Here is a 20,815-nt window from a genome sequence, read left to right on the forward strand (position 1 = left end):
AGCCTTTTCTTTAGAAAAGACTCTTTTTTAGACTATGCATTTATTCCGTCATTATTCAAATGGGCTGCATCAGTTTGCTCAAATTGTGAACGCAGCTCAATAATTGAGCAGTTTCTCACATTCACTGGATCTTGCTTCAGCAGCCACGTATAAAACCTTGCTTGCTCTGCCGTTTGTAAAGCCTGCATATATTTATGTGTGGAGCGTTTCTCGGCAACACGCTGTTTAACGGCGCGCATCTGCTTCCAGAAATGATAATAAGGAAGTTTTAGTTTCGTCATAAAGCCGCGGTCATCCTCAATGACATAGCCCTCTTCTTTGATTGAGTTGTCATGTGATACAGATTGATACCATTTATAAAAAGACGTCCAATCATGAAACACTGCCACTTCCTGTTTGCAGCGCATGCCAAGCTGTTCACTTAGTCTTTTCACTTCAGCAAATGGCGCTTTTTCATAGCTCAGCTGACGCTTTACAATATCCAGTAAAATAAGTTGGTCATGATCATATGAGATAATATGTGGGTCTTTCTCTGGCAAAATGACTTCAAATACAAGAGATACATGATGGTCACGAACGTATGATTTGATATAGTCGACCTGCACATCATCAAAGGTTTTATAAAATAATTCTTCGACCCAGACAGCATGCTGATTTTTCTTCACATGTGATGTATACGATTTGGACGTAAACACCAGCTCATCTTCTAATTCGTTGAATCCAACCGTTCCTAAGTATCCATTTGCTTTATCATAGACCGTAACAGGAAATTGAAGGTGATTGACCAAATGCTGCATTTTTGTTTCAGGACGCTCATCAATATTAAAAAATTTATTGTAACTTCTAGACACAATCTGCTTTGAAGTCATATTCACAAACAAACCTCGTGCCTTGACATTTACGCCATCCCATTGCCGTTCACTAAAAGCCTTCTTCGTGAAATTAAAGGATGAAATATCGTGTGGCAGCTTTAATTCCTGTACATATTCATGCTGGTCTAAGTGCGCTAAAAATTCCTCAAGCGTCATATCTGGTTGAACAGAGACCGCTTGCTTTTTTTCAGATGCTCTGTAAACAGGATTATCAATTTCATGTGTCTCAATCCCGTCAGCTGTGATTTTTAACACACGCAGCTGTCCGCCAAATTCAACCTGACCTTCGAGGTTATAAGACCTTTCTGCCGCTTGTATAGGCAGTCTGTATAAATTGCGATGCCCGTGAATTTGAATGATGTCTAATCCAGCTGTGTTTTGAACGAATAAGTGGTCAATGTCATCTGAATATTCACCAACTCCGTGAACGAGCTGCTGGGTTGAGACATGAAGAAGCTCTTCTGGCAAATGAGCGAGTCCGCCATGGGTGACAAGATATGTCTGTCCGTGGTACGTAAAATAAGTAAGCTGATGAAATGTTCTGACAAACTTTCTTACTTCCTTTAGATCAAAATCTGCTGCCTCAATTTCAGGCGCAGTATGCCGATTAAACATGTTGCTTCTTACTTTTTCTCCATGTGCAAACCGGTAAAGGTGCTGATCATGATTTCCTTCAATTACAATGACATTTCGGCATTCTCTATGCGCAAGCATCCATGCTAAAACTTCCTTGTTTTCTATGCCTCTATCAAGCAAATCACCTGCGAAAATATAAAGCTCGTTTTCTTTAATGTCTCCTTGCAGATAAGTATTCAAGGCTGTATAACACCCATGAATATCACCGAAGACATGAACCGCCTCATATTGATCAAAAGCTCTAGGCTGATAGGTCATCACGAGCGGATATTCCTCAGGCTGTAAAACGGTCACCCATGACGGCACCTTCTCCGTTTTTAACCGTTCATTCATTTGATACAACACCGTCTCTTTCACCACTTTGTGCGGTTCTCGTGAGCGATTTTGTAGCAGGGCTGTTTCAAGAGGAACTTGGGTAAAATCGACGACATACACTCTGTAACGATACGAAGTGGCTAATGACTTATATTGAGAAATCGACTTACTTGTGACATGTGTTGCGTCAATCACAGTAAAGTCTCCGCGTTCCATTCGGGCTGTGAGCAATTCAAATAATAAAGACCAGACTTTATGATCATGTTTGCTTGTAATTTCCGGTTTCCCATTGACTGATAACTGCGGCGGCTGGGTTAACAGACGGATCTGATCAGCTGATAATGTATATGGCTCTAAGCCTTGCTCTTTGATCCATGTTGATTTACCTGCACCTGGTAGGCCTCGTAAAAGGACTAAAGTTCTCATATTGGTTCTCCTTTAATGAGTGATATTTCACCTATTATAGAGAAATTATGGATAAATATCAATCTTTTAATGATTATGGTAATATATAGATAGAAAAAGGAGATTTTATACACGTCTCATGAAGAGAGTCTTGTATTCAACACGGGGGATATCCTATTTCAGATGTTCTCTCTTTTATTCATCGCATTTATCGTGACCATCCTAGTCATCGCATTTCGAATGATAAGAAGAAAACAATTAGAATTGAAGAAAGTCGAGACGAGATGAAACAAAGTCATTGAAAAAAATAATTGAAAAGAGTAAAAAATCCGGGGCTTAACCGGATTTTTTTGTTTTCATTATGATTCCTTGACGCTGCTGCATCAAAAAGAAAAAGACACCTAACAGGACAAGAAGACCACCGAACATTTGTAGCAACGTAACTTTCTCTCCGAGCAGGAAAACAGCCAGTATCGTCGCTCCGACAGGTTCACCGAGAATACTCATGGAGATGGTCGTCGCATTCACATAGGTTAACAGCCAGTTATTAATGACATGGGACATGGTAGGAATAATGGCGAGCAGGATAAAAATTCCCCATTCTTTCTCTGCATAGCCTGTGAATGGCGTATGCTGAAGCAGGTTAAATAAAATTAAAAAAAGACCGGCAAAACCAAACACACAAAAACTATAAATCCAATGAGATATTTTTCTCACAGCCTGTTGACCTATTAATAAATAACAAACAACTGCAATCACACTTAGAAAGGATAATATATCTCCTGTGATGGCCTTCTGGCTATGCCCGATATCTCCCCATCCAATCATCAGTGCACCAACAATTGCCGCACACATTGTAAATATGGCGGACTTCGTTGTTCGTTCACGGAAAATGAGAAATCCGCCTAATAATGACACCATCGGCTGAAGAGCGATGATGATCGTAGAGCTTGCCACTGTCGTCAGCTTCAGTGAGCCAAACCACAAGACAAAATGGAGCCCTAAAAAGAAGCCTGACATACATAAGAAAAACCAGTCTCTGCGCTTTATCGAGAGAAACTCTTTTTTTCTTGGAAGGATAAACGGCAGCATGAGAGCCGCCGCAAACAGCATTCGATACATACTTAAAATCGCAGCAGGAGCACTTGACCATTTTACAATGATTGCAGAAAACGAAATGGCAATAATGGATATCACAAGCGGTACCGCAATTGACTTATTTGGAGCAGTTGTTTTCATTTCCATCAGTAAGCTTCCTTTGCATCAGCAGTAGATGACCTTTCACCTTTTATGTCGTCATCTTACTATGTCCATTCGCCTAGAAGCAAGATGATTTTTTAAAACTTGTGAAAGAGTAAAAAGGCTTTCATCACAAAAGCCCTCATTCATCATCTATTAATAGATAAACAGCTCGAACCGGACCATGAACACCGACCACTAAATTCATTTCAATATCGGCAGAATTACTCGGACCTGATATAAAATGAATGGCTCCTTTCGCCCGCACCCCCTCCTCAACTGAGCGATGAAGAGCCGAAACGGCGTGAATCATTCTTGGAACAATCGTGCTTTTTTCGATACAAACGATATACATCATTGGTAAAAAATGAAGCGCTCTCCCTTGACCATGATGGGATGAAAGGACAACTGTGCCTGATTCTGCAAGTGTGTAATCACTGAACACAACTGCATATTTCGCTTGTTCTGCCAGCCTTAGATTTTCATCTCTTGTTGCATCTTCCCCCCAGCTCGTGACGGTGATTCCTTCTTTTTGCAAGCCTTTCAACATAGCATCAAATCCGTATTGCGAAAAACGACGATCGCTCGACGTCATCACAGAACCTTCTCCATACTCTGTCATCAATAATCGGAATAGAGAGGGTGCTTCATCTGGCGTTGTTTCTAGCACTCTTGTGTGAATTTGCTGACATTGCTTCTTCAATTGCTCCACCAATTCTTCTTTAGACAGAAATTCGCTTGTTTCCCAGTTGACTTGATGTTTCCATACTGGACGCTGAATAGATGTAGGCGCAGAGGAGCCTTTGCCTAATTGCTGCTGGATATGAGCTAAAAACGTATCTCGATGAAAAATGGTTCCTTTCATTGCCGCTCCTCCTTTTGTTTCTTTTTAAACCAATCTCGAAATCTTTCTTTACTTGGAGCCGGGAGATCACGAATATCTGTCCAATTCTTTAAAGGACCCACTCCTTTTGAAATCTGTCCGTTTGAAGCCATACGATTCATCAAAACAGGGGCCGCTTTTGTTCCGAATTGATACATGGCGGGAGTCGATGCCCCCATTCCGAACATTTTCATGGCCATCATTTCCGCTTTAGGCGCTCTCCCCTCTTTTTCAACGATGACTTGTCGATGTTTGATTAATAATTCATGAAGGGGAATTTTCACTGGACAAGCATCCGTACAGGCTGCGCAAAGACTTGATGCAAAAGGGAGCTCCTCGTAGTCATCATAGCCGCCAAGAAGCGGCGAGAGAACAGCACCGATCGGACCCGGATAAATTGAGCCGTATGAATGTCCGCCTACATGCCGGTAAACGGGGCATACATTGATACAAGCCGCGCAGCGAATACATTGCAGTACTGGCTGAAATTCCGTCCCTAATATATGTGACCGTCCGTTATCCACAATGACCAAATGAAATTCTTCTGGCCCATCAACTTCTCCTTCTTCTTTTGGTCCTACGACAGAGATATAGCTTGTTAACTTTTGACCGACTGCGCTTCTGCACAAAAGACCAACAAGGACATCTAGTTCCTCCATCGTTGGCACAAGCCGCTCCATCCCCATGACTGCGATATGTGTCTTTGGAATGGCCGTGACAAGATCCGCATTCCCTTCATTCGTTACAAGACAAATCGAACCGGTGTCAGCCACAGCAAAGTTACAGCCCGTTACACCAATATCTGCTTCAAGAAATTTTTCTCTTAGCAAAGCTCTCACAAATTTCGTCATTTCTTCAGGGGTCTCTGACATGTCGTATCCGAGCTTTTCATGAAATACTTCCCGTATTTGTTCTTTCGTCATATGTAGAGCCGGTGCCACGATATGTGAAGGAGGTTCATGATCATCTACCTGCAAAATATATTCTCCTAGATCACTTTCAACGACCTCACAGCCAAGCTCTTCAAGCGCTTGATTCATTGCAATTTCTTCTGTGACCATTGATTTTGATTTCACGATCTTTTTGGCCGCTTTTTGTTGTGCCACATCTTGAATATACGCTGCTGCCTCTTCCTTTGTTTTTGCAAAAAAGACATGACCACCACGTTCACTCACGCTCTCGCTTAATTGATATAAGTATTCATCAAGGTGTGCAAGTGTATGCTGTCTGATGTCCTCACCAAGCTCACGCCACTTTTCCCAGTTTCCAAGCTCTTCACTTGCAGTCATCCGTCTTTTATAAAGGCGCTCCTGTGCTGAAGAAACAGCGCCTCTCATCACAGTGTCTTCTAATCCTTCTTTGATCCGCTCTTTAAAAGCCTTCTCTCCAATTTTCATACTCATGTGCCGTTCCCCCTCTTTGTGTCAGCGGCTATTTAGAACTTCTGCGATATGCATCACTTTGATTGGCTTATGAAGACGATTCAGCCTTCCGCCGATATTCAGCAGGCATCCACAGTCAGCACCAATGATATATTCAGCGCCCGTTTCCTCAATGTTTTGTACTTTTTCGTCGACCATCTGCTCAGAAATGGGTGCCATTTTAACAGAGAAGGTCCCGCCAAACCCGCAGCAATTTTCTGCGTGAGGCAATGGTTCCATCTCTAGATCTTTGACATTTGACAACAGTGTAAAAGGCGCTTCCTTCATTCTAAGCAGTCTCGTCATATGACAGGAGGTGTGATAGGTAGCTTTTCCTTTCAGACTCGCACCTACATCTGTTACGTGTAATAGATCAACAATAAATTCCGTTAATTCATACGTTTTCGCAGCAAGCGCCTCAGCCTGCGCTGACCACACTGCATCTTCTTTCAAAAGATGAGGATATTCTAAAAACATCGCCTTACAAGAACCTGATGGTGTCACGACATATTCAGCTGATTCAAAAGCTTTGATCATGTTTTTTGCTGCTTTTATGGTTTCTTGTTTATAGCCGCTGTTAAAAGCTGGCTGTCCGCAGCACACCTGACTCTCCGGAAATTCCACTTCCACACCGAGCCGCTCTAACACCTCAACTGTCGCCTTTCCTACATGAGGCTGGAGGGTGTCAATTAAACAGGTAACGAATAAACTGACTCTCATTGGCGAACTTCCCTTCTTCTGCTGCACTTGATTTCAAATCTGGTCATCTACTAACTAAATCATTAACCTTCATTTCATTTTAATCCCAATTTTCTGAAATTTCAATGCAGTGATTTGTCTAAAGTTTGGACATCATCCCCTGATTGCTGCAGCAAAAAACGCCCTTTTGACCGGGCGTTTGAGAAAGTTTAGCTAGAGTATGCCAGCATGTGTAAAACTCCTTCAACTTAATTGGTTTTCTTTACGTAATCAATTCGTTTTTCGAAAGATGGATGGCTTTCACGCCATTCAGATTTTCTTCCATCATCTCCATCTTCTTCAACAAGGGTGCTTAATTTAATCAAAGTATGGAGATACAACGTTTTATTATGAAGGTGGGAAACAGCAAACTTATCAGCCTGAATCTCAAATAACCGGCTGATTTTCTTTGGCAGCCATTCCGTTATGAAAATCATGATAATGATCCCTATTGGGAAAATAAATATATATTGCCACCATCCATTGGCAAGCATAACCTGTCTGGCGTAATACATACTGATTCCCATCAGTAAGGTAACCATTAAAGTTAGGAAAATGGTAAAATGCGCGTGTTTTAACTTCACGTGTCCCATTTCATGATATAAGATAGCACGAATCTCCTCTGTTTCAAACTGATCTAATAACCCTTCGGTCACATACAGATTGACTCTTCTTGTAAATGGAAGTTGAAATGAATATACCCAGGCATTCACATCATGTTGTGAGTCTTTTTTTATCCAAATAGTTACCTTTTGGTTCGTCCTATACTCAATATCTTTGCGAATGTTCATAAATTCATCCGTATGTAATACTTCATATTTATTGATTATTTTTTGAATGATTGAGTAGCCAATAATAAATATGGTTACTAGAGCGACGTACCATGCACAAAATAGAAAAAGATTATCCATGATGTTCGCTTGAAACGACAAAGGAAGGAATAAATAAGTCCCGAAATAAAACAACGATAATGTGACGGCACCAAACAAAACGACTTGCTCCCTACCATTCATGAAGAATGAATCTCCTAACGTGCCTTCATGTCCTTCTAATTCTTTAGGTGAATCCTTTGTCGTATACTCAAATGAATAAGCTGTTAATAAGACTGACAGGAAACAAGGCACAAGTATAGAGAGAATGATACTTAAAACATAAGATCCTGTTATTGATAGCACGTACCCCATTAAGAAATAATAATTTAATCCCAAGGGAAGAAAAATGGCTAGAACAAAAGGAATAAATAGTGTGAATAGGTTTTTCATAGATTCATGAAGGTTAAAAAATAAAAATAATAGAGCAGGCAAAAGGATTCCAAGCAAAGTCATAAAAATCACAAATATAGCACTATGCTTAAATTCAGCTTTTACTTTAGTTGTTTCTGTTAGATTGGTTAGGCGATATTGAGAGAAAAAAGGATTTTGCGATACCTGTTCCATCTTGATCATATCATCATGAATAGGGGCAAAACCCCTTCTTAAAAAAACCACTGCATTTTCCTTCATTATTTTGCCTTTTTCAATCGTGCTGAGTCCATTTTCAGATGGAATCTCTGTGAAATTTATTTGCTTTCCCCCCAATTGAAAGGCTGCTTCTGAACGACCTTTGGAGTCACCTTCTTGATAGGTTAACAAAAACTCACCCTGAAAAAGAGAATGGGAGATGAATACTTTAGGAGTGTTTACTTTGTTCGAGTCAAGTAGAACAAATGGCGAAACAATTGCTGAACGGGCACCAACTTCAATCAAAATGACGATTATTGTCATAATGCTTGCAATAAGATATGAAAGGGAGGCTTTTCGTAACATTTCATCACATCCTGCTGATTTAAAGGATTAAAAAAGTTAAATGACTGAAGCTAATCATTCTGGTATTCAACTATTTAGTAAGAAAGGGATCATTATGGTCATCCATTTGCTAGAATTACTTATCAGAATTTTAACATCTAAATACATAATTATACACCATCAACAGACAAATACATCTATATTTTCTAAAAAATAGTTATAGAAGAGCTGTCTCATCGCTTAATAGACCTGAAAATTCTTAAGATTCTCAAGTAAACTTAATTAAGGAAGTTGAATGAAAAAAACGCCCTTTTGACCGGGCGTTTTTTTGATGTTTATTTTGAAATCAATTCACTGATTGCTTCTTCAATAGGTGTTAAAGAGCGGCCTAATAATGTTTCGAAATCATTGCTTTCGACCGCTAAGGCACCATCACGAACTCCACTTTGAATGGCTTTGAAAAATGGAACAACTTCTTTCGGTACACCATTTGAAGCTAAAAATTCTCCAAATGTGTCTACATCTATTTTTTCTACTTTGATGTCTTTACCGCTCACCTTACTGACCATTTGTGCAAGTTCAGTGTGCGTCCGAAGCGGTCCTGACAATTCATATATGTCTTTGTCATGTGCCGGCAGTGTTAGCGCATTGGCTGCCGCTTCTGCATAATCATTTCTCGTAGCCCAGCCGACTTTTCCTTCGCCAATAGGACTTAAAAATGGCGCACCGCTGACTGACGCCAGAATCGTGTCTTTTTCATTTTCTAAATACCAATTGTTCCTTAAAAATACATGAGGAATGCCAGAGGCCAAAATGGCTTCTTCTGTTTTTGCATGATCACTTGCAAGGACAAGCTGACTCTCTCTAGCATTCGCCACACTTGTATAAGCAATAAATGAAACATTTGCTGCTTTTGCCGCTTCGATGGCCGCTGTATGCTGCTTGACGCGATCTCCATCAGCCGTTGAAATGATCAATAGACGGTCAACTCCTTCAAATGCCGATTGCAGTGTGTCCGGCTGAGTGAAGTCACCTTTACGTACATCCACCCCTGCTTCCTTTAAATGCACTGCTTTTTCTGGATTTCGAACACTGACCGCAATTTGTTCAGCTGGTACTTTCGCCAGTAAATGTTTGACGACGAGCGATCCAAGTTGTCCTGTTGCACCTGTCACTAATAATTTCATTTGTTTGACCTCCTCATTTTTCTTTAGGCGGTGATGTTTCATGAAAGGAACATGCAGCGTCTTAAATGATAACATCCGTTATAATCAGAATGGTTACAACAAAGGTGTAAAAAAAGCTCCGTTGCATGAGCTTTTTTATTCCGCCTCCGTCAATAATTGCTTAATCGTCACTTGCTTTAGGTGTTTCTCAAGGGCTGACTGTGCTTCTTTAAGTTCTTGCCGCAGTCTCGTATCCATGGCTTGACCAATTGGACATGCAATGACTGGCTGATGAAAGTTAAATAGCTGTTCATCTGCGCTTACATCCACAGCCCGGTACACATCAAGCAATGTGATAGCCTCTGCCGGTCTTTTTAAATAAGCACCGCCTACTCCGCGGCGAATCTCAATCAGACCTGCTCGCTTCAGCATAGCCATTATCTTTCGCACAATCACAGGATTTGAATTGACACTTTCTGCAATAAAATCTCCTGTGCACTCCTTTGGAACACCCGCAATAAATGACAAAATATGAACAGCAATCGTATACCTGCTGCTAATTTGTTTCACAATCCTTCACCACCGTTGTAATCAATATAGTTACAATGAAGGGATTTGTCAATCAATAAACGGATTTTTCTTTCTTACCCAATCTTTATATGTCATCATGTCGTTATTTTCTACTGCATCAATTTCAAGCGGTGCTATGCATTCAAGCAGATTTCCATCTGGATCAAGAAAGTAAATAGCAGCATGAAATTGTGGCGGATTATCGAGAACTAGAGGCTGCTGCTCTTCCGAAAAGCCAAACATCGGATGAATGCTGATCCCTTTTTCTATCAGCCAAGCTTTGATCTGTTCAATGCTGGATGTTTCAATTTGAAAAGCTACATGTCGAGTCGCTGGATGATATGGGATAGTGGACATATCGGCCTTCCATATGCCAAGCCAGGTCTTTCCTTTCTCAATCCATAAAAATGCCACTCTTTCATTTTCATAAGCAAGCGTTAATTCCAATTTTTCAAAAAAAGAAATGGATGCCTTGATATCACTGACAGGTAAATGTGCTTCATACAAGCCTTTCATCATCATTTCTATCACTCCTTTACTCCCTTCTATTTTGCGGGAATTGAAAACATTCTGCCTCAGCAAAACGATGTATTTTATCCCAGCCATTTGGTTGAAATGACTTGTATGTTTGGTTCAATCGTGATGCGGGAAATTGCTCAATTAAAAGGAAGGAGCGTCCGCTATGCCTTGGACAATGAACGATGATCCTGATTCATTTCAATCGCTGGAAACAGTCGTAAGAAAGAAGGCGCTGGAGATTGCCAATAAAATGATGCAGGAGGGCTATGAAGAAGATAGAGCCATTCCAATTGCGATCAATCAAGCAAAAGAGTGGAAAAAGAATGCCGCGAAGAAAGAAATGGAAGATTTTTGCTCTCATGGTTCTGTGATGCCTTCAAAGAAAAGCACCTCTGCAAGACCAGAGCTCATGGACCATGCGCAGCATGTCGTGAAACATGATGAAGGCTGGGCGGTTCAAACTGAAAAAGCGAAGCGTGCAAGTGAGGTGAAAGACACGAAACAAGAAGCAATTGACCGAGCGAAAGACATCTCAACGAAAAAAGGCACATCTGTTGTCATCCACCGTAAAGACGGGACGATTCAGGATGTGATTCGGCCAAAATAAGACCGCCAAAGGGCGGTCTTAGCGTGTAGACAAACCCTCGCATTCTTTGTCAGTCCTGCGTGCCTGTGCTCACGAATATCAAATTCGCTCCGCGCCGGTACTCGTCTTTCCTAGACTTCAAAGGTTTTCTATCACGCTGGAGAGAAGACAAAGGGCGCTCTTTGCTTTATGCATTCTTTTCTTTTTTAGCGGGTGCTTTTCTTTTCTTAGGTGCTGCTTTTTTCGTTTTTGCCGGTTTTGATCGATCGATCGAAGCCTGCAAAGCGGCCATCAAATCGGTGACATTGGCTGAAGCATCTTTTTTGCCCGTCGTTTCTGGCTGCACCGTATGCTCTCCAGAGATTTTGTCTCCAATTACATTCATCAGCTGCTCTCTATATTCATCCTGATATGCGGCTGGATCGAACGTTGTGGTTAACTGCTCAATTAAAAGGAGCGCTGTATCTAACTCTTTCTTCACAATGTTTTCCTCTTGAGGGATATTCGGAACGTCTGATACTTGTCTAATTTCGTCGGGGAAATGAATGGTTTCCATTAGTAGAATATGCTCATAGCACCTGACGATTGCTAATTGCTCCTTTGAGCGGATCATGATCTTGGCTACTCCGATTTTCCCCGATTCTTGTAAAGCCTTTCTTAATAATGAATAAGCCTTCGCTCCGCCGGTATCTGGAGATAGAAAATAACTTCTTTCATAATAGATGGGGTCGATTTCTTCTATTTTCACAAAATCAATGATTTCGACGGCTTTTTCTTCATTTTCTTTTCGCAGCCTTTCGAGCTCTTCATCATCCAATTCAATGAACTTATTTTTGGCATACTCGTACGCTTTTACAATTTGCTCTGGCGCTACCTCCTCGCCGCAATTGGCACAAACCTTTTTGTAGTTAATCGGTGTATGACATTCTTTATGCAGCTGCCTTAATTTAATATCTTTGTTCTCTGTAGCGGTAAACAGCTTCACTGGAATATTGACCAATCCGAAGCTAATTCCGCCCTTCCAAACTGTATGCATCGTGACGCCTCCGTTCTTTTCTCCTTACTATGTAATGTTTTCATCAGACTTATGTATGTTTATGAAAATTTCATCCCACTCTAAGAACACATGAGTCAAGGAAGTGAAAAGCACAATGAAACCGATGCGATTAACGTCCGCACAAGATGTTCCTGCTGGTGCAGACTGGCTGTATGAATTAAAATATGACGGCTTCAGGGTTATTCTTGTATGGGAAAAAGACGAGATCCATTTAGAGAGTAGAGCTGGAAAACGTTTAAACGAACAGTTTCCTGAGGTGATGGATGCATGCGAGCGATTAAAGGAATCGCTTGCTCCTTTGTTACCGCTCACTCTGGATGGCGAATTGGTCTTTTTACTGAGTGAACAGCAAAGCGATTTTGCAAAGGTTCAGCAAAGAGGCCGGTTGAAATGCAAAAAAACCATTCAAATGCAGGCGGAGCGTTTTCCGTGTCACTTTCTTGCGTTTGATTTATTGAGATTTAAAGGCAAACCCCTCGTCCATTTACCGCTGATTGACAGAAAAGAAGCTCTGAAGAAAGTATTCCAAACGGCACAACTTCCACCATCTATTCAATTGACTCACCCTTCCCTCCTTCAGATCATTAAAACTGAAAGGCATGCTGAATATGCAAAAGAGCTAATGACGACGTATTTAGCAGAGGGGCTTGTAGCGAAAAAGAAGACGAGTCAATGGCAGGACAATATCCGCTCAAAGGAATGGCTGAAAATCAAAAATTGGCGGTATGTATCTGTGATAGTGACCCGATTTAATCAAGACAATGGCTATTTTCAAGGATGTCTTTATCATGAAACGGCTCTCAAAGAGGTTGTCCAATTCAAGCATGGTTTTTCTAAAGAAGAAGCACAAACCCTGCGCGCGTTATTTCAAACGAAAGGCCATTTGACAGGGGCATCACAATATGAACTCCCGCCATCTATTGTCGCAAGTATTGCCTGTATCTCCTTTGATGGTTCAGCCTTACGAGAGCCCCGTTTTTCTTCGTTTTTACTTGATGAAGATCCAGCCACGTGTACATTTCAGCACATGCTCAAACAGCTATATCCGCTGCCAGCCATCATTGACGTCACTCATCCAGAGAAACCGATAGTACCTCTCCTTCATATCACCAAGGAAGATTACTTACTTTATTTGAGACAGGCAGCTCCCTATTTATTACCCTTTTTACGTGAAAGACGCCTTACTTTAATTCGGTTTCCTCATGGCATTGGAGGAGAATCTTTTTATCAAAAGTCAACGCCCGATTATGCGCCTGATTTCGTTGAGATAGATCAAGCTCATGATATTTCTTACACGGTCTGTAATGATCCTAATACGCTACTTTGGCTCGGCAACCAGCTGGCAATGGAATTTCATATCCCTTTTGAAACAAGAGATACCGATCGACCGGTGGATATTGTGTTTGATTTAGATCCGCCATCAGTTAAAGAGTTTCACCTAGCGGTAGAAGCAGCCAAAAGAATCAAGGCCATTTTAGATGGACTCTTTCTCACCGCATTTATTAAAACAAGCGGCGGGAAAGGACTGCAAGTTTATATTCCATTAAAGAAAAATGCCTTCACATATGAAGAAACTAGACAATTCACCGCTTTTATATGCCAATTTTTATGTGAACAATCACCAGAGCTATTTACTTTGGAACGTCTAAAGAAAAAACGCGGCAATCGTTTATATTTAGACTACCTTCAGCACGATGCTGGAAAAACAATCATCGCCCCGTATTCCCCAAGAGGAAACGAGCTTGGACTTGTTGCGACACCGATTGAATGGGATGAATTAAATGGCGAAGAATTTCACCCTTCTTTGTTTACAATGCCAGCTGTCATTGAGCGCCTAAAGGAAAAAGGCGATCCATTTCGGCCAATAAGGCATCATGTGAATGATGCTGCTTTTAGACAAGTCTTACATCAGCTACAAGATATTTTTCCAGCTCATATAATGGACATACGCGGTCATTAAGCGTTACACTTATTCATTAGAGAGAAGGAAAGGGATGACCATTTTGACCGCACACTCATTTCGAAACATAGCACTAATCTTCTTATGTCTTTCCGCAGGAATTGTAGATGTCATTGGCTATTTAAGTCTAGGACATGTGTTTACAGCGAATATGACTGGGAATATTGTGCTGCTTGGCATCGCAGCAGGAAGTTCATTGCAGCTAACAGCTTTACATTCCATCACAGCACTGAGCGGATTTGTTTTAGGTGTTTTATTAGCCGTTGTCATTGGCGGGAAACACGAGAAAACATTTTGGCCAAAAGCCGTTACACGCATCTTTATCATAGAAGTGATCATTTTGCTTTTATTTGCCCTCATGGCCATTTTTCCTTATACACAGGGTGCTTATTTTATGCTAATTATCCTTTTAAGTATGGCGATGGGCCTGCAGACAGCTGCCGCACGTAAATTAAATGTTGCTGGCATTTCTACAACCGTACTAACGAGTACGCTCGCTAACCTGTTTGAAGATTTGGCGCAGCGTCTATCAAATCGAGAAAAAAGAAGAGCCCCCATTGAGCATGTGAGCTTGATGCGAATTGGATCTATTGTCTTTTACTGCCTAGGAGCCGCTTTAGCTGCATACGCGGACACCTTCGATCCGTTTATCATTATTTGGCTTCCTATCGCTATTTTAGGTGTGATTATTATCACTGCTGCATGCAAGCAGCTTCATCAATTGAAATAGCCAATCACTATTTGGCTATTTCAATCACATTGATCATCCATTAATAACTCCTCACATAAAAACCAGGAGGACGTCCCATAATGAACGTTGAGCCATACGGATATCCGGAAAATGTCCCGAATCCCCCGTATCCGGGAAAACCACCTAAACCAGAGAACACACCTGGGCTGACGTAATACCCGCCAAACCCAATATGAGTGCCAACCGGCCCGATATGTGCTGCCCCTCCGCTAAAACCGCCTCCATGAAAACCTCCATATGCCCGTGGGTCCATACAATCACCTGCCTTCAGCTTACACCTCATCTCATCATATGCGTGACAAATGGAGCGGTGTTTCCTCTTTTGTAACAATTTCTATGTACAATAGACCAATTTGATAAAATTTGAATGAAAAGTCCTGCAAAAAATTAAAATAAGCAAAGAAAGGTGACCTTTTTAACTTGTTGCTCTGCCCTATGTTTATTTAGAATAATGGAGCAGGTAACAAATTTGCACACCCCCTTTGTTGCGAATACTTCTTATTAAACGTTCTTGCAGCGTTTAATAAGAAGAGCCTATTCATACAAAAAACCCTTGCTGATCATGATCAACAAGGGCGAAATATAGATTGGTGATTAACCACCAATGATTTTTTCTGCTACTTCGAATGAACCCGCTACGTTTTCAGTTAAAACCGCCGCAGCAATCGCTAAACCTACAACGAATAATACTTTTAATCCTGTTTTCATCTTAAATCAACCCCATTCTTTTCATATGTAAATCCGCTTCTAAACTTTTATTCAAGTAAAAAACCGACTGCTCATAAAGTGCTTGCTTTTCACAATATTTTGCCGCAAAGTGTGAAAGCTCTTTTACTTCATGATATTCATTCTTCTCTTCTAACTTTCTTAATTTCTCATCAATTTGCTGAAATCTTTGTGGCACATTCGTTAAGTAAAGATCATGTACAATGCCTATTTTAAGCTGAAACACTTCATGAGAAGCATCTTTTATTCGGGCATATGCAGCCTCTATATACTGGCTTGCACGCTGCTTTTCACCAATCACACAGAGTTCCCGGCTCATCAGATACGTAGAATGGAAAAAGAAATCTGAATCATAGTACTCTTGATGAGACAACGCTTTTTCAAGATGACGTATGGATTCTTTCGGTTTATTCCAAAATGAATATAAAATCGCCACATTGTGGTGATGCTGAGCCAGCATAAAGTCATCCTGCTCATTCGTCAAAACCTCTTCCGCCAAACGATAATTCTCAAGCGCCTCTTCGTACCGGCCAATCTCTGTAAGATTCGCTGCAATAAGAGAGTATGAAAGTGCAGTTCTTCTTTCATACTGCTTGTGACGTTTATAAACGTGCAGGGCTCTGCGAATATAACTTAATGAGAGCATGATATGACTAAGGCGATAGTAAAGCCACGCGATTTTAAAGTCGAAATCAGCACGTTCGATCTCACTTGGAATTTTATCTAAGAGCTTTTCGGCACTTTGATACATCTGTAAGGCAACCTCATAATTCCCCTGATGCTGTTCATACACACCTTCGTAAAAATCAAAATAGTAAGCAAGGCGATTAGACAAATCATCCTCTTTCTTTCCATAATGACCTTCCATACTTTTCGTTGAAACATTGCCTTTTTGCCCTCTTAAATTGTACATCAAAATGTGATGTCTTTTCTCAAGGAGAGAATAATACATCAGGATGTCCGCATCGTCGATTTTCTCTACTGCTTGTTTCGCTTTGGCAAATAACCGTTCTGCCTCATCTGCATGATCTTTTTTGATTTCCATGTTCCAGTCATTTAATAATGATGCCAATTCCGCAACAGGAACTTTGCTCATTCTACACCCCCAATCACTTTCAGCTACATGACATGATTTCACTAAATATGGAACTTCTATTAGCAATTGCTAATTAGTCCATTTGACATCATTTTAATATGAATCACTTGAATCTTCAACAACCGATTCCAATGTCATGGCGTTTCTTTCTCCTAGTCAATGGTGTATACACTAAAAATTCGTTTTTTCTACCAAAAGACACGATTGAATTGAAAAAATCCCTTATTGGGCTTTTTGGATTTATTCCAATCTAATAATGGTTAGTGCAGCTCCAACAGATCCCCCGCCAAGTAATATTGCAGTTGCGATTAAACCGAATATTTGAAGAGAGATTTGATTCCCTGCTGCAAGTGTTGTAATGAGAGATACGTTGTAGGTAGATGTAGATAAAGCAGGTGATAAAATTGATCCTGCTATGGGTGTTCCGTTGTTGATCACCCTTGTTCCTGCAAGCAGTGAAGCGTTTGTATTAATTTGATACGTGATGAAATACCGCCCTGAAACAGGTACAGTAAACACCGTATTACCACCACTTACGGTAAATCCATCTAAACTTTGGTTATTAGGCAGCGTCACTGCTGTTCCGCCTAAAACAACCAGTACCGTACTTCCTGACGTATTGGATGCGTACATCGAATTAGTCGTTAAACTTGTACCGGTTGGACCTGTGTCACCGGTTGAGCCGGTTAGTCCGGTTGAACCCGTGGCACCAGTTGGGCCGGTTACTCCCGTTGGGCCTGTGGCTCCGGTTGGACCGGTTATTCCCGTTAGGCCTGTGGCTCCGGTTGGACCGGTTATTCCTCCACACATATTAAGTTGGGCGCACATGTCTCTCACTACTTTCAAACTGTGGAATCTTCAAGACATACACACTAATACTGATAATTGAGAGAAAACGAAACGACAATATTTCCAGTCGATGTTCCACCAGTAGCTACAATCCCAATTGAGTTCAGATCACTTAGCGTAATGGATCGACTCTCTCCTGGTGGTACCGTGAAATCAGGAACAGCTGTACCGTTTACCTCTAAAGTCACAGTAGGAGCTACAGCCACAATCCCATTGTTTTCCACCATGATGGTTCCGTTTATGACATAAGGTGTTCCATCTGTCCAGACGACAACTGCATCAGCAGCTGCTGCTAAATCAAGTGTGAAGCATACTGCATCATTTACAAAGCCCGCTTGTTCATTACTACATCCGCCTAAAATAGCCATTTTAACCCTCCTTCAACCTAGTCTTGATAGACTATGATCTAGTGATCTTTAAAGATTGTGCGATTATCCCAGATTTAAAGCTTTATTTTTCTTTTTTGCACCATGTTGATTTGCATGTCTAATCGTGCTTGCACATTTTCAGTTGACGGGGTGTTCAAGATAAATTTCACATCTTTCACAGTGATCGCACGGCTTTCTCCTTTTTGGACAAGAAGATCATAACAAAATGAACCAGTTTGAATCCTAATTGCGACTGGTACATCCTGATGATCTTGATGATGCAACACAACAGTTGCCGTATTGAGAAATTTTGTTCCATTCCGCCATACTTCCACCGAACTGGGCGATGTGGAAAAACAAAGAAATATGTGGTGTGATTCTATGTTTTTTAAAATAAGCGCATCATATACAGGAAGCTCTACTTTCATCATTCCACATAAAAAAGAAAGATCTACAAAAATTTTCGAACTGGATCGATATAAAACTTTTTGACGGCATGTTGATCTATTGCAGCACGGTACAAGAAGCTCTAACACTACACAATTCTGCTTTTCATTGATAGAGCTCAAAGAAAAATAGCAAGTCTTAAACACACTTCTTTCAAAAAACACCCATGAGTCAAAAGGTTCCCCATCTTCCATGGTGAGCAAAAAGGGAGAACTCATCGAACGTTTGTGAGTAAATCCTTCAAATTTTGTTTGATTGTTTATCTCTTTTAGTTTACTCATCAACAGGTTTGTCACTTACAATCAGCCCAATTCCATGCTGTATACATATCTATATGGTCTTTTATCATATGTGCCTTTGACTATTTTGTGCGCGATTGGATTAGATGATGAGCATAGCTTTTCATTTTTCAAGTTTCTCTATATAATATGAACAAGAACTTCCGTGCCTCAGTAGCTCTAGAAGGGAAGAGCGCCGTAAAACAATTGTAGCTGGCGGGTCGCAAGGCAAGGGTTTCAGAAGCACCGAAAAGCAAATGAGCTGAGACAGGTGAAACTCCTGTCGGTGAAATTCCGTAGGGAAGCGTGTTGCCCCCTAGCCTATGCTTACGAAAGGAGTGCGGGTTCGAATCCCGTCTGAGGCTTGATGAATATGGAGGATGAAAACAATGGAGGTTTTTGAAGAATATGTAAACAATATCGGTCATCCAGAGCTGAAACAGCGCACGCAAGATATCTTACAATGGATTTCAGACACATTCCCTCAATTAGAGCCAAGAATTGCTTGGAATCAGCCCATGTTCACAGATCATGGCACATTTATTATCGGGTTTAGCGTCGCAAAACACCACATTTCTGTCGCACCAGAAGGAAAAGGAATTGATCACTTTTCAGCAGAAATTGTACAAGCTGGTTATGATCATGGAAAAAAGATGTTTCGGATGAAAGAAAGCTTGCCGATTGACTATCCTCTCCTTAAAAAAATCATCGAATTTAACATTGAAGACAAAGCCGATTGTTCCACATTTTGGCGAAAATAATCAACACCCCAATCTGTCATGAAATCAGATTGGGGTGTTTTTGGAGCTTGTATTTTATTTTGTTCTCTTACCTACACATTTCTCTGCTTAGCACGACAAAAGGACGCTGACTTCCCTTTGGATCAGCGGCGGATCGTAAGTGTACCACTTGAAGGGTGTTTTTTTATGTCCCATTTGACTAGGTTAGTCTACCCATGACAGGAGGGGTTTTGTTTATTTTTTGTTTTATAATCTATTACATTCTGTTCTCTTTATTTTTTATAAAATTCAGTACTGCTTCTTTATCTTCCTCATCGTCGGGTAAAAATCCAAAAGTTTCATATTCCCAAACTGCAATTCGTTGATCACCATCAATACCTAATGAGAAAATATCTTCATACCCATATTCAATCGAGAATTTACCTGAATGCTCCATCTCAAGCGTGAGATTAGTCCATGAACCATAATTATTTTTTTCATAAAATGTTTTTAACTGTCTAAATAATCGTGTTAATTCAACTAAAAAGTCCATATATACTGATCTACTGATATTAAATAAGTTAGGTATATTGTGCCCGTATATAAACTCCTCATCACCCCTTTTTTTAAAGTAAAAAGTTATTTCTGCTTCGTGTTTGACCACTTCCGTATACATTCGTATTTTTTCCCATTCAACTGGAATGTGATCATGAATAAGTTCAACCATTTTCCGATAGATGGAATCAATTGTTATATTTTCCATGTTATTCACCCTCCGATTTTATTTTCAATAATTAGATACTTTTCTTTTCCTTCTATGCTATAAAACACACCAAACTCAGAGGGTCTAATTGAATCGTTTAAATATTTCGGCTCAATTATAACTTCTACACGCTTTGGAGGATCAGATGCTAATGCTTTTCTCCATTTCTGTTCCATCTCATACCATTTCCCGCCACTACGATTAATCTGCGAATTCATCGGCACAAGATTATCAATATCACCAGAACCTTTGAAAATAGACGCAATTAAATGACCACCATCATCATCTAACAATCGATCCGGCTTTCCAGAATTGCATTGAGCGTATTGATTTCTTTTGATCTCTCCGTATTTTAAATCACTTGCTTCGACTTTGACAATGCGTCCGTAGTGATCTGTTGTGTACGTATAATTTCCAAACATATCTCGGCCAGTGATCGCTTCGCTGAAACCATTGGTGGCGGTGAGTCCATATAAGCCTTTTTGAGATATTTTCAAGGCATCAAAAGATTTTTGTGACGTCTTGTAAATGTCGACTGCTCTGACTGCGGCTGATGTGGCTTGGGTGGTTTTGTAGACGGCTTTTCCGCCTTTGAAGAGGTTTGCCACGCCTTGTGGCGCCTTTTTGCATAGTGTTCATGCACATGCTTGTCTGATATTCTAGCTCC

Annotated in this window: 20 protein-coding genes and 1 pseudogene; 4 read left to right on the forward strand and 17 right to left on the reverse strand. The window is 40.6% G+C overall.

Annotation, left to right across the window (positions count from 1 at the left end; all coding sequences use genetic code 11):
- Positions 1-32: 32 nt before the first annotated feature.
- From BK049_RS18255 to BK049_RS18295, 9 genes are all read right to left on the reverse strand, one after another.
- Positions 33-2,249, reverse strand: coding sequence for an RNA ligase (locus BK049_RS18255; protein ID WP_071169124.1), 2,217 nt, complete (start codon positions 2,247-2,249; stop codon positions 33-35).
- Between the two features lie 315 nt (positions 2,250-2,564).
- Positions 2,565-3,473: a DMT family transporter gene (locus BK049_RS18260; protein ID WP_008357871.1), complete on the reverse strand. Its 909-nt coding sequence runs from the start codon at positions 3,471-3,473 to the stop codon at positions 2,565-2,567.
- Positions 3,474-3,609: 136 nt separating this feature from the next.
- Entirely contained in the window at positions 3,610-4,332 is a 723-nt protein-coding gene (locus BK049_RS18265; protein ID WP_071169125.1) for a LutC/YkgG family protein, read from the reverse strand.
- Positions 4,329-5,753, reverse strand: coding sequence for a LutB/LldF family L-lactate oxidation iron-sulfur protein (locus tag BK049_RS18270; RefSeq protein WP_071169126.1), 1,425 nt, complete (start codon positions 5,751-5,753; stop codon positions 4,329-4,331). The genes BK049_RS18265 and BK049_RS18270 overlap by 4 nt, the downstream gene beginning before the upstream one ends.
- Positions 5,754-5,774: 21 nt before the next feature.
- The gene (locus BK049_RS18275; protein WP_008357879.1) at positions 5,775-6,491 is read right to left on the reverse strand and encodes a (Fe-S)-binding protein; all 717 of its coding nucleotides are present in this window, start codon (positions 6,489-6,491) and stop codon (positions 5,775-5,777) included.
- Between the two features lie 227 nt (positions 6,492-6,718).
- Positions 6,719-8,314 carry a M48 family metalloprotease gene (locus BK049_RS18280; RefSeq protein WP_071169127.1) on the reverse strand — a complete coding sequence of 532 codons (1,596 nt, stop codon included), beginning with the start codon at positions 8,312-8,314 and terminating at the stop codon, positions 6,719-6,721.
- A 314-nt stretch (positions 8,315-8,628) separates the two neighbouring features.
- Positions 8,629-9,480, reverse strand: coding sequence for an SDR family oxidoreductase (locus BK049_RS18285; RefSeq protein WP_071169128.1), 852 nt, complete (start codon positions 9,478-9,480; stop codon positions 8,629-8,631).
- 135 nt (positions 9,481-9,615) lie between these two features.
- Complete coding sequence (locus BK049_RS18290; RefSeq protein WP_071169129.1) at positions 9,616-10,029, reverse strand: Rrf2 family transcriptional regulator; 414 nt, start codon at positions 10,027-10,029, stop codon at positions 9,616-9,618.
- 48 nt (positions 10,030-10,077) lie between these two features.
- The gene (locus BK049_RS18295; RefSeq protein ID WP_008357884.1) at positions 10,078-10,551 is read right to left on the reverse strand and encodes a VOC family protein; all 474 of its coding nucleotides are present in this window, start codon (positions 10,549-10,551) and stop codon (positions 10,078-10,080) included.
- A gap of 160 nt (positions 10,552-10,711) precedes the next feature.
- On the opposite strand from BK049_RS18295, the gene BK049_RS18300 reads away from it, so the two are divergent.
- Complete coding sequence (locus BK049_RS18300; RefSeq protein WP_071169130.1) at positions 10,712-11,155, forward strand: DUF2188 domain-containing protein; 444 nt, start codon at positions 10,712-10,714, stop codon at positions 11,153-11,155.
- A 166-nt stretch (positions 11,156-11,321) separates the two neighbouring features.
- Here BK049_RS18300 and ku read toward each other — a convergent pair whose 3' ends face one another.
- Positions 11,322-12,170 (reverse strand): non-homologous end joining protein Ku, encoded by an 849-nt coding sequence (gene ku, locus BK049_RS18305; protein ID WP_071169131.1) that lies wholly within the window; start codon positions 12,168-12,170, stop codon positions 11,322-11,324.
- A 115-nt stretch (positions 12,171-12,285) separates the two neighbouring features.
- Here ku and BK049_RS18310 point away from each other — a divergent pair, with 115 nt between their 5' ends.
- On the forward strand, positions 12,286-14,151 hold the full coding sequence (locus BK049_RS18310; RefSeq protein WP_008361890.1) for a DNA ligase D: 1,866 nt from the start codon (positions 12,286-12,288) through the stop codon (positions 14,149-14,151).
- Positions 14,152-14,185: 34 nt separating this feature from the next.
- The gene (locus BK049_RS18315) at positions 14,186-14,881 is read left to right on the forward strand and encodes a YoaK family protein (RefSeq protein WP_008361892.1); all 696 of its coding nucleotides are present in this window, start codon (positions 14,186-14,188) and stop codon (positions 14,879-14,881) included.
- 40 nt (positions 14,882-14,921) lie between these two features.
- Here BK049_RS18315 and BK049_RS18320 read toward each other — a convergent pair whose 3' ends face one another.
- The 5 genes from BK049_RS18320 to BK049_RS18340 form a co-directional block, all read right to left on the reverse strand.
- Positions 14,922-15,155 carry a hypothetical protein gene (locus BK049_RS18320; protein ID WP_008361894.1) on the reverse strand — a complete coding sequence of 78 codons (234 nt, stop codon included), beginning with the start codon at positions 15,153-15,155 and terminating at the stop codon, positions 14,922-14,924.
- 456 nt (positions 15,156-15,611) lie between these two features.
- On the reverse strand, positions 15,612-16,724 hold the full coding sequence (locus tag BK049_RS18325) for a response regulator aspartate phosphatase (RefSeq protein ID WP_071169132.1): 1,113 nt from the start codon (positions 16,722-16,724) through the stop codon (positions 15,612-15,614).
- Between the two features lie 240 nt (positions 16,725-16,964).
- Positions 16,965-17,552: a BclA C-terminal domain-containing protein gene (locus BK049_RS18330; RefSeq protein ID WP_071169133.1), complete on the reverse strand. Its 588-nt coding sequence runs from the start codon at positions 17,550-17,552 to the stop codon at positions 16,965-16,967.
- 44 nt (positions 17,553-17,596) lie between these two features.
- Entirely contained in the window at positions 17,597-17,941 is a 345-nt protein-coding gene (locus tag BK049_RS18335; protein ID WP_071169134.1) for a DUF3992 domain-containing protein, read from the reverse strand.
- Positions 17,942-18,015: 74 nt separating this feature from the next.
- The gene (locus BK049_RS18340) at positions 18,016-18,669 is read right to left on the reverse strand and encodes a CotZ-related putative spore coat protein (protein WP_071169135.1); all 654 of its coding nucleotides are present in this window, start codon (positions 18,667-18,669) and stop codon (positions 18,016-18,018) included.
- 386 nt (positions 18,670-19,055) lie between these two features.
- On the opposite strand from BK049_RS18340, the gene BK049_RS18345 reads away from it, so the two are divergent.
- Positions 19,056-19,427, forward strand: coding sequence for an iron chaperone (locus BK049_RS18345; protein ID WP_071169136.1), 372 nt, complete (start codon positions 19,056-19,058; stop codon positions 19,425-19,427).
- A gap of 235 nt (positions 19,428-19,662) precedes the next feature.
- Here the strand turns inward: BK049_RS18345 and BK049_RS18350 are convergent, their stop codons facing one another.
- Positions 19,663-20,148, reverse strand: coding sequence for an immunity protein YezG family protein (locus BK049_RS18350; RefSeq protein ID WP_071169137.1), 486 nt, complete (start codon positions 20,146-20,148; stop codon positions 19,663-19,665).
- Between the two features lie 5 nt (positions 20,149-20,153).
- Positions 20,154-20,558, reverse strand: a pseudogene (locus tag BK049_RS18355) (DNA/RNA non-specific endonuclease); the annotation flags it as partial.
- Positions 20,559-20,815: the final 257 nt, after the last annotated feature.

It is taken from the genome of Bacillus xiamenensis (assembly GCF_001857925.1).
GTDB classification, from domain to species: domain Bacteria; phylum Bacillota; class Bacilli; order Bacillales; family Bacillaceae; genus Bacillus; species Bacillus xiamenensis.

Bases quoted from the DNA above. Each gene is read 5' to 3' on its own strand.
- BK049_RS18255 (WP_071169124.1), bottom strand. From the start codon at position 2,249: ATGAGAACTTTAGTCCTTTTACGAGGCCTACCAGGTGCAGGTAAATCA.
- BK049_RS18260 (WP_008357871.1), bottom strand. From the start codon at position 3,473: ATGGAAATGAAAACAACTGCTCCAAATAAGTCAATTGCGGTACCGCTT.
- BK049_RS18265 (WP_071169125.1), bottom strand. From the start codon at position 4,332: ATGAAAGGAACCATTTTTCATCGAGATACGTTTTTAGCTCATATCCAG.
- BK049_RS18270 (WP_071169126.1), bottom strand. From the start codon at position 5,753: ATGAGTATGAAAATTGGAGAGAAGGCTTTTAAAGAGCGGATCAAAGAA.
- BK049_RS18275 (WP_008357879.1), bottom strand. From the start codon at position 6,491: ATGAGAGTCAGTTTATTCGTTACCTGTTTAATTGACACCCTCCAGCCT.
- BK049_RS18280 (WP_071169127.1), bottom strand. From the start codon at position 8,314: ATGTTACGAAAAGCCTCCCTTTCATATCTTATTGCAAGCATTATGACA.
- BK049_RS18285 (WP_071169128.1), bottom strand. From the start codon at position 9,480: ATGAAATTATTAGTGACAGGTGCAACAGGACAACTTGGATCGCTCGTC.
- BK049_RS18295 (WP_008357884.1), bottom strand. From the start codon at position 10,551: ATGATGATGAAAGGCTTGTATGAAGCACATTTACCTGTCAGTGATATC.
- BK049_RS18300 (WP_071169130.1), top strand. From the start codon at position 10,712: ATGCCTTGGACAATGAACGATGATCCTGATTCATTTCAATCGCTGGAA.
- ku (WP_071169131.1), bottom strand. From the start codon at position 12,170: ATGCATACAGTTTGGAAGGGCGGAATTAGCTTCGGATTGGTCAATATT.
- BK049_RS18310 (WP_008361890.1), top strand. From the start codon at position 12,286: ATGAAACCGATGCGATTAACGTCCGCACAAGATGTTCCTGCTGGTGCA.
- BK049_RS18315 (WP_008361892.1), top strand. From the start codon at position 14,186: ATGACCATTTTGACCGCACACTCATTTCGAAACATAGCACTAATCTTC.
- BK049_RS18320 (WP_008361894.1), bottom strand. From the start codon at position 15,155: ATGGACCCACGGGCATATGGAGGTTTTCATGGAGGCGGTTTTAGCGGA.
- BK049_RS18325 (WP_071169132.1), bottom strand. From the start codon at position 16,724: ATGAGCAAAGTTCCTGTTGCGGAATTGGCATCATTATTAAATGACTGG.
- BK049_RS18330 (WP_071169133.1), bottom strand. From the start codon at position 17,552: ATGTGCGCCCAACTTAATATGTGTGGAGGAATAACCGGTCCAACCGGA.
- BK049_RS18335 (WP_071169134.1), bottom strand. From the start codon at position 17,941: ATGGCTATTTTAGGCGGATGTAGTAATGAACAAGCGGGCTTTGTAAAT.
- BK049_RS18340 (WP_071169135.1), bottom strand. From the start codon at position 18,669: ATGAGTAAACTAAAAGAGATAAACAATCAAACAAAATTTGAAGGATTT.
- BK049_RS18345 (WP_071169136.1), top strand. From the start codon at position 19,056: ATGGAGGTTTTTGAAGAATATGTAAACAATATCGGTCATCCAGAGCTG.
- BK049_RS18350 (WP_071169137.1), bottom strand. From the start codon at position 20,148: ATGGAAAATATAACAATTGATTCCATCTATCGGAAAATGGTTGAACTT.